Source organism: Novosphingobium malaysiense (assembly GCF_000802225.1).
In the GTDB taxonomy this organism is placed as follows: Bacteria; Pseudomonadota; Alphaproteobacteria; order Sphingomonadales; family Sphingomonadaceae; genus Novosphingobium; species Novosphingobium malaysiense.
The window spans coordinates 815,456-825,879 of record NZ_JTDI01000001.1; the positions used below are offsets into that span (position 1 = coordinate 815,456).

Here is a 10,424-nt window from a genome sequence, read left to right on the forward strand (position 1 = left end):
TAGGATCAGACCGCGCGCCCGAACCAGATGACACGGCCGACCACCTGAATCTCGGACCGGTCGACATCGTCCCAGCTGGGATAGGCCGAATTGTCGCTGCTAATCGTGATCTTGCGGCCACCTGGCTTGAGCGTCACGCGCTTGACCACCAGCGCATCGTCGGCGCGCAGGACGTAGATGCCGTCACGTAGCCGCGAACCCTGGTCCGACGCATCGACGAGCACTTCGTCGCCATCGCTGAGTGTCGGCTCCATGGAGTCGCCCAAGACGTGGATGATTGAAAGGCTGGCACTCTTTGCTCTGGTGAGCCGGGCAAGCCAGCGTTCGTCGAAACCAAAGCGGGTATGGGCGGTCTCGCTTTCGGCAATCGCTCCGAAGCCCGCCGATGCATCGACATTAAGTACGGGTATTTCGATCAACCCGTCGCGCATGGGCGCGGGCGGTCCGCCAAGAACTTGCTCATCGACCCCGAAGAAGCTGGCAAGCGTGCGCCGGTCATCATCGTCCAGCTTGCGCGGTGAGCCACGCTTGATGAATTGCTGAATATAGGACGAGTTTCGTCCGATCATCCGCGAGATCGAGGAATATCCGAGCCGACGCTGCTGGATCAGACGATCGAGCTCCTCTCTGACGTGTTCCATCGTGTCGTTCCTTCTGACGGTCTCAGGAGAGAAGGAAATCTCCTAGACTCGATGGAACCTTCCTACTAAGAACATAACAGGAACACAAGTGTTGAGTGAGTCGAGGAAGGCCATGAAATTGCTGGATCGCATTGAGCGTCATCTGAAAGAATCGCACATGTCAGCGACACGGTTCGGCCGCCGTGCTGTTGGCGATCCGCGCTTCGTGCTTGATCTGAGGGCTGGCCGGAGGCCGCGTAGAAGAACCGCCGAAAAGGTGGAACGCTACTTAGCAAATTGCGACAGCGTGCCTTGCCCCGCGCCCAAATTGGAAATAGAACATATCAAGAACATACAGTGATCCGCCGAAAACGTCACGGAAGGGGTTGTTCGAGCGGAACGAGTCAAGCAGAAGATCAGAAAGGGGATGGCGCGTGGACACTCAATCAAATCGGAAGGCACGCGGCGCGTTCTTCACGCCTGCCGAGATTTCCCGCTACCTAGCTCAATGGGCCATCCAGTCCGCCAATGATGTCGTGCTTGAGCCATCGTGCGGCGAAGCGAGCTTTCTGCTTGCCGCTGGCGAGCGGTTGCGCGCACTCGATGCTCGCCCGCTGATCTGGTCGAGCCAGCTTCACGGTGTCGAGATTCACGAGGACTCGGCGATCGCGGCTCAGGCGCTCTTGCGGGATGCTGGATTCGATGCGTCCGTCACGGTGTCCGACTTTTTCGACTTCGACGACCGCCAAAAGTTCGACGCCATAGTCGGCAATCCGCCATTCGTTCGATACCAGCAGTTTTCCGGTGCGGCGCGAACCAAGAGCCTCGAGGCTGCGCTAGCGCAAGGCGTTCGCCTGTCCGGCCTCGCAAGTTCCTGGGCCGGGTTCGTTGTCAAGGCGGCACAGCATCTTTCAGCAGACGGTAGGCTCGCACTCGTCTTGCCTGCTGAGCTGCTGTCGGTCAGCTATGCTGCCGAGGTCCGCAATTTCCTGCTGCGACGCTTCGCGCGCGTTCGGCTGATCATGTTTGAGCAGCGCGTCTTTCCCGAAGTTTTGGAAGAGGTCGTACTGCTGCTTGCTGAAGGCACTGGCGGCGCGCAGTGCTTTGAGGTCTATCAGACGCGCGATGCGCAATCGCTTAAGGCGGTCGATCTCGCGGACTGGACAGAGCATGAGCCAGCGGAAGGCGAGAAGTGGACACCCGCCCTTGTCGCCAAGAGCGCCTTCGCAACGTATCGCGAGGTTGCCGCCCGTTATTTCGAAGAGCTAGGCGTTTGGGGTCGCACCTACCTTGGCGCCGTGACCGGCAACAACAAGTACTTCACCCTCACGGCGGACGACGTGCGTAAGCATGGCCTGACTCAAGCCGACGTGACGGCAATCTCACCGCCGGGATCGCGACACATGCGCGGCCTGACGCTGACAGAGGCGGCATGGAAGAAACTGCTGCGCGACGGTTCGCGGGCGCTCCTGTTCTATCCGGGCGAGAAGCCGTCTGCTGCTGCATTGCGCTACATTCGCGCGGGCGAGAAGGCGAATGTGTCGGACGCATACAAGTGCCGCGTTCGCTCGCCGTGGTGGCGGGTGCCGCTGGTCGAGCAACCTGACCTGTTCCTGACTTACATGAACCATGATCGCCCGCGCCTCGTCACCAACACTGCGAAGGCGCAGATACTCAATTCGATCTATGGGGTGCGGCTCATGGACGGTCGCCGCAGCATCGGTCGCGATCTGCTGCCTGTGGCGAGCCTGAACAGCGTGACACTGCTCGGGGCAGAAATCGTCGGTCGTGCCTATGGCGGTGGCTTGCTCAAGATGGAGCCGCGCGAGGCTGACCTATTGCCAGTGCCGTCGCTCGATCACATCAAGTCGGTCGAGACGGAACTTCGCGCAATCAAGCCGCAACTCGCGAAGCATCTTCGGAATGGTGACGTAGAAGCAGCCGTGCAGTCTGTTGATGCCATACTATTGGCAGAAGTGGCGAACAGTGATCTAAAGGCCCTTCGTGCAGCGCGCGACGTGTTGTTTCAGCGTCGCCGCGCGAGGGGGAAAAATGGCGAGGATAGACGATCTTCTTAAGGCGGCATTGATCGAGGCTGGCGACAAGCCCGCCGACACGGCGAAGTCGGACGAGAAGAAGGCCTACAGCGAGAAGATTTCCGCCAACATCGCCCTCGCCGTGGCAGAAGAATTGCGACAGCGGGGCATGAGCGAGGCCCGTCCCGCACCTCCCGGAGAGCTGGGAGGCTCTGGCGCAGAACGTCGGATGGCTGGTGGTATCGGCGCCAAGAAGGTCGATGTGACGTGGTCGACGGAAGAAAGCGGGTTGATCCTCGGCATCTCGATCAAGTCGATCAACTTCAAGGACAACCGAACAAAGAACTATCAGAAGAATTTGACCAACCGGCGCGGCGATATGCTGATCGAGGCCGTCACGCTGCATCGCCGCTTTCCGTATGCCGTTCTCGGCGGCCTGTTCATCTTCGATGCCGGTGCGGCAACGGACAACACGCCCAAGCGGCGCTCGACGTTCGAGAACGCGCATTCGCGCTTCCGGTTATTCACCGGCCGCGACGATCCGGCTGGCCGAGATGAGCAGTACGAAGCCTTCTATTTCATGCTTCTCGATGCCTCGTCGCGGCATGCCAACTACACACTCTATCGTGTCGGCAAACATGATGAAAAGATCGAATTCCATGATATGATTTGCGAACTTGTTGAACGGGTGGCGGTGAGAAACCCCGATTTTTACGAGTACGACGATGGCAGTTTGAGAAGCGTCAATTCTTAGGAACGCAGCTACCGTTTCACAGTGCTTTACTGCAAAGGGATTAGATTATCTCGAAATCCATTGCGCGCCTTGACTGATATCCCTTGAGGTACTCCAGCCTCCAGCGCAAATTGCTCCCACTTGGATAGCGCCAAGCGGAAGTCGCCGATTATCGATTTTATTTCGCTTGCTTTCAGGTCGGCGAACTTTCCAAATTCCAGCAGATCGTCAAACTCAAAGCCGTCCGTTTTGCCGGCCAGAGACATCTGATGCTCGTTGGTCCAGTCCCCGTCAGGATTGTAGGCGTAGACGACATCGAAAGCGGGCGAGAGGCTCCAGCGACCAGAGCTATCCATGAGGAAGGCGATGTTCTTGGTGTGGTCGTCCTGGTTGCGAATGAAGACATTGAGCAGCGCGCGGCGCACCTGCTCCTTGATCGCTTCGCGTCCGAGGCCGAGCATGCGGATGGTTTCGATCGCCTGCTCGTAGCTATATGCCCGAGCGAGGTTGAAATCGAAATGGCGCATCGCGCAAAGCGACTGCATGTGGAGCTTCTTGCCGTCAGGGGTGCGATCGAAGCGCTGGGTCATGAAATGTGCCCGCCCGCCTTCTTCGTGCAGGCGAGAGCGAGCCATGTTGATGCCAGCCTCTCGGGCTAGCAGGTAGCAAGCGTATTCAAGGCGGCCGAAGCCCATCGGGTCGGCGAGTTCCTTGTCAGCATTGCCCGACACGCCGTCGAACTTGACCAGCCATTGCGTATAGCCGGGCCCTGCAGTCAGCTGCCCTGAATGGAATTCTCCGGTCGCCTCGTCCCAGGCGAGGACGGCCTTGGCCCGGGCACCTCCAGCAGAGGTTCCGACGCGCAGGATCTCCTGGAGTGCGCGGTGGTCATCCTCTCCCTTGAGCACACCGGCCAGTTCTTCGCGCGCGGCAATGACCCTGTTGGCGAGCTCGACAAGCGGCGCGATATCGACCGGCTGGCCCTGTTCGCGGCGCTCGCCGGTGGCAGGTTCGAATTCGAGCGCGCCCATGCCTCTGCGGCCGGTGTAACAAAGGCGCTCGACCGGATCGAAGCTGTCGGCTGTGCGGCCCTGCTCGGCAAGCCAACGGTTGATCAGGGCGTTACCAAACTTGTCGGGCAGGCTATCGGCCAGCATACCCGGAAGCCCTTTGAAGGTCTCGTAATTCAGCGCGGGAAAGTCGTAGACGCCCCTTCGCAGGGGCATTGTGAGCGGGGCGACTTCGATACCGCTGCGGCTGAATTCCGGAGTGTATTCGAAAACCCCGACATCGCGATCCTCGTCCCACAGGACGGCGCCGATCTGACGACCCCAGAGATTGACTACGGCACGCGTCATGGGGCCTCGTCACCCCAGCTCCATTCCTCGCCAGCCTCACCTTCAGAAGACTTGCGCACCCTTTGCCGCGCCTTGCCGGTGTCGGACCGGGGATCGAGCGGGCTCAGCTTGGCGTCCGGCATGACATCCAGCAGGCGGTCTTCAATTTCGAGCGCACGCATTATCCTTGCGAGGCTATCGATGGTCCCGCCATTACCGGCTTCCAGGCGGGCGAGCGTTGAACGCGAGATACCTGCCATTTCCGCAAGCTCGGCCTGCTTGAGATTGCGTGATATGCGATATGCTTCGATCTGCTTCCCGAGGTCGGATAGCAGCACCGAGAGCGGGCGCAGAGCTGGTGAATCATAATGTGGCATTATCGAGACATTATCTCAAATATGGAGCGTTGTGTAGCGATTTTGCGTCTTTACATGAAGTCACTTAATGTGTCAATATCAAGACGTAAATTGGCTTATCACCGATAATGCATCAAATTTGCTACTTTATATAGGTCGGAGTGATGGAAATGGATGACGAGAAGGAGCAAAGCGACCAGACGGACTGGAAGGGCATACGAGAGATCGACCGTGCCATCTCCGAAAATCGGCGCATGGAATACAGCTGGAAGAAGGCTCTAGCAGATCCTTGGGAACGACGTGGACTCTGGCTACTTGGGCTGGTCGTCGTCGCATTTGCGGTGTTCGTCATCCTGCAGGATTTCGTGCTGTAGCTATCTATTGCCCCATTCTTTGACGTCGTCTGCAGCTTCTTCACTTGCTCCCGTGGCGCCTTCCGTTTGGCGATCAAGATAAGTTCGCACGGTTCCGATCCTGCCACGACCCTGTCGGCGCACCTGCTCGACTTCATCCGTGATGCCAGACCTATCAGGAGCATCGGGCATTGAGGGACCACCCGCAGAGCCCACGGCTCCTCTTGCGCGTACCTGCCCAGCACTTCCGATCCCGGGGCGGCTGACAGGAGCGAAGTCCGGCGGCGAAAGGTCGGCTTCGATATCGTCCTGCAGCCGATCGGCATAGCTTTCGACAAACCGCGATTGCAGTTGTTGGCCGCGCGCGCTCATCTGGAACTCGATGTCGTCGAACCGAACCGGCCCGTAATAGTCGCGATTGGCTTCGATCTCGGCCATGCCCCATTCGCGATAAGCCTGGCTCAGGTTCAGCGTGCCTGCGGCACTGTTGGCCTCGTACCAGCTGGCCTGGTTCTCGAGGCGGCTGGCCATCTCTTCGGCCCGACGCGCCTCTCGCGTATAGCTCTCGGCTTCGGTTAGCGATCGGCTGAGACCCGACGAACTGGTTGACACCTGCGATACCGAGCTCGAGCTCGTCTCGCGCAGGAAGCCTTCACGTGTGTTCGACCAGTTGCGGCTATCCGAAAGCTGCCGCAGCGTTCCCATGATCCTGCCGCGATCTTCCGAGGCGATCCCGATATCGCTGTCGGTCCACGACTGATTTCGGCCACCGCGGACACCTGCCTGTGCGTTTAGTACTCCACCTTCGGCCTTTGCTCCGGCTCCAGCTTCGCCGTTGAGGAACCAAGAAATAGTAATGTCGTCAGACGCGCGCCGGGACAGGCCGAACTGCTGCTGGAGCGTCCTTGAGGCATTATCGACTTCGCTGAATGCCGTGCCGATGCTGTCGTTCGTGCCGACGCCGCTGACCGTATCGGAGCTCTGACCCTGGCTGTAGGCGTTGCGGATTTCGCTGAACCGGGTGAGCGCAGAGCTTGTCGATTGCTGGGCGAGATTGGCATAGGTCTCGCTCTGCGTCCGGCTCTGGCTCGCCATCTTTCCGAGGCGGCCAGTGAAGTCCTGCCCCAGTGTCGGCGTAAAGGGATAGCTCGAATTCGGGACAGCAGCGAACTCGCCGTCGGGAAAGCTGGTCGTCTGCGTGCCGCTGTCGCTGAAACCACGCGTCTGTGCCGCGCCATAGGCAATGTTGGGGGCAAGATTGCCCTGCGCAAACTGGCGGGAAAACACTGTCGAATTGTCGATGTTCGAATTGCCAAGCGAGACATTGCCGGTGCTCGCTTCGCGCGAGGCTTCCTCGGCCGCATTCTGACTCGGGTTGAGATAACTCGTTGCCTGGCCCGAAATTGCCAGCGCACCACGCGCCACCCCGCCGGCAAGGAAGGGGATCGAGGCGACAAGATAGCCGGCGAGAATGCCGATATCGCTGTTGACGTCGCTCATGCCGGCAAAGGTCGCGAGGCTGAGGCCCGAGCTGCCGCCAGCGGCGGCGACATCGCCCGCGCCTTTGAACATCAGGATCATGTGCAGGATGACGAAGAGCGGTCCCCACGCCGCAAGGTAGAAGAAGCCGGTGACGTAGCCTCTCAATGCAATGGGTCCGGTCCGCGGCATCAGGAACAGCGGAAACAGGACAGGGAACAGCGCGTAGAACACCACTGTCAGCACGACATTGAGGATCGGGACCCATTTCATCGCGTTGTGCGCGATCGAGGTATAGGTCCGCTCGGTCTGAATATCGGCCCGGGTCTGCGCGAAGACGTCGATACTGCCCGTTCCGCTCGCCCCTGCAAAGCCGTGCATGGCCTGGTTCATGGCATTGATCGTCAGCACCTGGCGGAAGATGTCGCTCGCGCTGCGCGAGATGCCGGTGAGATACTGATAGGCAATCGGGAGGTCGGCCATGAGCTTGGCCCTGGCGAGCGCTTCGGTCTGGCGCGGATAGAGCTGACGCCCCGCAACAAGCGTCATATCGTCAATGAGGCTCCCCCACTGACCCGACAGCGCGGTGTAGGCTTCACGGCAGGTGATGATCGAGGCCGTCACGCTGTCGTCGGCCTGCCGGGTCAGGAATTTCTGCGCGCGCGCCGCGCTGCCCGGTGCGATCGTCGCCCAGATGTCATCGCTCTCGGACAGCTCCTTCATCGAGTAGCGGCCGAGCAGCAGATCGTAGAACACGCACTGCCGGACATGCTCGTCGAAGTTCGCGGCAAACTCCGGATCGGAAATGCGCAAGCTGCGCGTCGATTCGAGCAGCCGCGCGCCATAGATCATGCCGTTCTTTGAGTAGTTGAGGTCGTCCGGCAGGCCGAATACGAGCTCCGCCGAGCGCGTCAGATAGTCCCCCGCCTGGCTGGTGAAGCTTGCCATCAGGGCGAGCCCGAGCGGGACATTGGCCACCGTTGCCGGTGCAAGGCTGGGATTGACCCGGTCGGTCACATGGACGTCCATGCGCGGCACCATCAGGCACATGTAGATGAGCGTCGCGCCGAGGAACCAGTTGAGCCAGGCACGCCAGTCCTGGTTGAACGCGACCACGATGACCGCGAGCACCATGCCCATCACCAGTGCGACCTGAATGAGGCTCTTGTAGCCGCCCGCGCCGGTCCAGGCGGCAACGGCGTTGAGGACATTGACGATGTACTCGCCCCCGCCGACCGTGAAAATCTCGACCATGCTGCCTGACCCTTATGGAACGATGGAGCGGGACTGCATCCCGCGCGACCAGTCGAGCGCGGCAGTCATCGAGGGCGACATCGAGGCAGCGAGCATATTCTCGATCATCGCCGTCTTCTCGATGATCTGCATGATCGCCGAGACCCGCGCCTGTCCGGTCGCTTGCCGCTGGGCGAGGCTCGATCGCACCTCGGCAACCTGAGTGCGCCAGATCGCGAGCTTGGCTTCGTCGGCCGCAATGAAACTCGCCATCGAGCGTCCAGCCTCTGCGGTGATGCGTTCGAGAATGGCATAGAGGAGATCGATGCTGGCGATCTCGGCCAGCGTGTCGCGGTCGTCGGTTGCCATCCCGCGACCATAGGCCGCCTGCACGGTGAGGATCTTGTAGAGCGGCACCGATGCCACCTGGAGCAGCTCCTTCTCCTCGTCGCCGATCGCTGTGTCGCTGCGGATGGCCTCGACCATGCTGCCGATGAGCCGGGCAACGCGCGGCCGGATGGCCTTTGCGCTCGAGAGGCTCATCTGCTGGAAGGTGGGGTTGAGGCACTGGTCGGGCTCGTCGCACTGGAACACCCGCACCGATTGGCCCTGTGTCCCGTCGAGCAGTGCGGTCACCAGCGTCGAGGAGGCGTCGCCTGCGAAAGGCACGAACTTGCCCGGCTCGTCGTCGCGGGGTGGCACGTAGATCACCGTGCCGATGAGGGTCATCGCATACTCGGCAAGATCGCGGTCGAAGGTGCCACCCGGGTTGAAGAAGGCGCTCTGCTTGAGGACGTGCCAGGTGTAATTGCGCGGCACACCGGGATTGACGTCGGCATAGTCGTCGCCGGCGCCCTCGTTGGTCGGGGCGCGCTGACCCCTGGTGCCGCAACCGTGTTTGGCGGCAGCATAGTCGGTGAAGATACCTTCGGAATTGCCGATCGCCTCGCAGATCGCCTTGTCGGCGAGATCGCCCTTTGGCCAGACGCCGCCGACCAGCCCCTGCGCCATCTCGCAGGAGTTGATCGAGAGATTGTTCATGAGCTGCGCCTTCTGGCTAAACTCCTGCATAATCTTCGAGCACTCGGGGCAGACGGTATCGATCGCCAGACTGAAGGCGAACCCCACCGCATTGTTGGCGACGGCCTTCAAGAGCGCGACCATCTCGCTCGCGTTGATGAAGGAGAAGGATCCGGCGAAGATATCGATACCGCCGCAACCAGCGCGTGCGCGGGGCAGCTGGAGGTTCGCGATATTGGTCGTCTTTTGCGGGAAGCGCGTCCAGACATTGCCGAGGCTGTAATAGCCCGCCGACTGTCCTTCGAACGCGCTCGGCCCGGTGACATTGGCCGCCGCGCCCATGTCGTCCATGAAGCGGTCCATGCTGTCGCCGACGTTCGCGGAAAGAGGGGACATGGCCATGCTGGCGGCAGCTATAGTGAGCGCCGCATTGCGGATGCTAGTAATCATGTCCGGCTTCCTTCGAGGTGAGGAGGTAGATGCGATCCTGCAGCTCGTCGGCCGAGAGCACGCCGTATCCGATCGGGATCGGGCGCCTGGCCACGCTGTCCCACAGCACGAGCGCCGGGGTGATGCCGGGCTCGAGCCCCATGCGCGGCCGCTGACCGCTTTCGACCTTGTAGTCGGGGAAGTGCCGGGACGGTCCGCCATCGGTCGAGATCGCCCGGACCGTGATATGCCAGCGGTCTGCCACCGAGCGCACGATCGGGCTCATCACTTCGCAGGCGCCGCAGGTCTGGGCGAAGAAGTAGAACAGGCCATAGCGCTCGGAGAGCCTCGCCATCACCGCGTCGCGGTCGGCAGCGCGCGCGTCCTGCCATTGCTTCTTGGCGAGCGCGCCGACCGGTCTCTCGAGCGTGTAGTCGAGCTCGGGATCCTGCCAGATCGCGCGCTGCCAGACATCGGAGAACAGCGAAGCCCGGTCGAGCTGCGCGCGCTGGAAGCGGATATAGGTGGTCACGTTTTCCGGCGTCGGATAGAGAATCGCGCGCGCCTTGAGCTCGCGCAGTTCTCCCGTGACCGCGTCGAGTTCTTGCGTGGCGGTTACCTGGGCCGGTGGCTGCGCCATCTGCGGCTCCTCTGCCGGCACCGGCTTTACGCAATAGAACCAGTAGCCGAGCCTGCGCTGCTCGCAGTAGAGGCTGTCTGCCGAGGCAGCTGGCTCTGCCTGCCGCGCTTCCTGGGCGACTGCCCGAGCGGGAAGCAGTACAGCGAGACACATAGCCAGTACTGGGAGGGCCAGCATCGGCAGTGATT

General features: G+C 61.0%; 10 protein-coding genes. 4 read left to right on the top strand and 6 right to left on the bottom strand.

Annotation, left to right across the window (positions count from 1 at the left end; all coding sequences use genetic code 11):
- Positions 1 to 5: 5 nt before the first annotated feature.
- Positions 6 to 641, bottom strand: coding sequence for a S24 family peptidase (locus LK12_RS03520; RefSeq protein WP_006832465.1), 636 nt, complete (start codon positions 639 to 641; stop codon positions 6 to 8).
- Between the two features lie 112 nt (positions 642 to 753).
- On the opposite strand from LK12_RS03520, the gene LK12_RS24105 reads away from it, so the two are divergent.
- The 3 genes from LK12_RS24105 to LK12_RS03530 are packed head-to-tail and all read left to right on the top strand — an operon-like array spanning position 754 to position 3,410.
- Positions 754 to 981 carry a hypothetical protein gene (locus LK12_RS24105; RefSeq protein ID WP_082010362.1) on the top strand — a complete coding sequence of 76 codons (228 nt, stop codon included), beginning with the start codon at positions 754 to 756 and terminating at the stop codon, positions 979 to 981.
- 25 nt (positions 982 to 1,006) lie between these two features.
- Positions 1,007 to 2,698, top strand: coding sequence for an HsdM family class I SAM-dependent methyltransferase (locus tag LK12_RS03525; RefSeq protein WP_197063449.1), 1,692 nt, complete (start codon positions 1,007 to 1,009; stop codon positions 2,696 to 2,698).
- Positions 2,625 to 3,410 (top strand): hypothetical protein, encoded by a 786-nt coding sequence (locus LK12_RS03530; RefSeq protein ID WP_197063450.1) that lies wholly within the window; start codon positions 2,625 to 2,627, stop codon positions 3,408 to 3,410. The genes LK12_RS03525 and LK12_RS03530 overlap by 74 nt, the downstream gene beginning before the upstream one ends.
- A gap of 26 nt (positions 3,411 to 3,436) precedes the next feature.
- Here LK12_RS03530 and LK12_RS03535 read toward each other — a convergent pair whose 3' ends face one another.
- Together LK12_RS03535 and LK12_RS03540 are read right to left on the bottom strand one after the other, a co-directional pair.
- Positions 3,437 to 4,747, bottom strand: a complete 1,311-nt coding sequence (locus tag LK12_RS03535) for a type II toxin-antitoxin system HipA family toxin (protein ID WP_039279348.1) — start codon at positions 4,745 to 4,747, stop codon at positions 3,437 to 3,439.
- Positions 4,744 to 5,103, bottom strand: coding sequence for a helix-turn-helix domain-containing protein (locus LK12_RS03540; RefSeq protein ID WP_052223122.1), 360 nt, complete (start codon positions 5,101 to 5,103; stop codon positions 4,744 to 4,746). Before LK12_RS03540 ends, LK12_RS03535 begins: the two co-directional genes overlap by 4 nt.
- Positions 5,104 to 5,252: 149 nt before the next feature.
- On the opposite strand from LK12_RS03540, the gene LK12_RS03545 reads away from it, so the two are divergent.
- Positions 5,253 to 5,456, top strand: coding sequence for a hypothetical protein (locus LK12_RS03545; RefSeq protein ID WP_231568223.1), 204 nt, complete (start codon positions 5,253 to 5,255; stop codon positions 5,454 to 5,456).
- On the opposite strand, the gene LK12_RS03550 is transcribed toward LK12_RS03545, so the two are convergent.
- The 3 genes from LK12_RS03550 to LK12_RS03560 are packed head-to-tail and all read right to left on the bottom strand — an operon-like array spanning position 5,457 to position 10,413.
- Positions 5,457 to 8,168, bottom strand: coding sequence for a conjugal transfer protein TraG N-terminal domain-containing protein (locus LK12_RS03550; protein WP_039279353.1), 2,712 nt, complete (start codon positions 8,166 to 8,168; stop codon positions 5,457 to 5,459).
- A gap of 12 nt (positions 8,169 to 8,180) precedes the next feature.
- Entirely contained in the window at positions 8,181 to 9,617 is a 1,437-nt protein-coding gene (locus LK12_RS03555) for a conjugal transfer protein TraH (protein WP_039279356.1), read from the bottom strand.
- Entirely contained in the window at positions 9,607 to 10,413 is an 807-nt protein-coding gene (locus LK12_RS03560; protein WP_156135404.1) for a conjugal transfer protein TraF, read from the bottom strand. The genes LK12_RS03555 and LK12_RS03560 overlap by 11 nt, the downstream gene beginning before the upstream one ends.
- Positions 10,414 to 10,424: the final 11 nt, after the last annotated feature.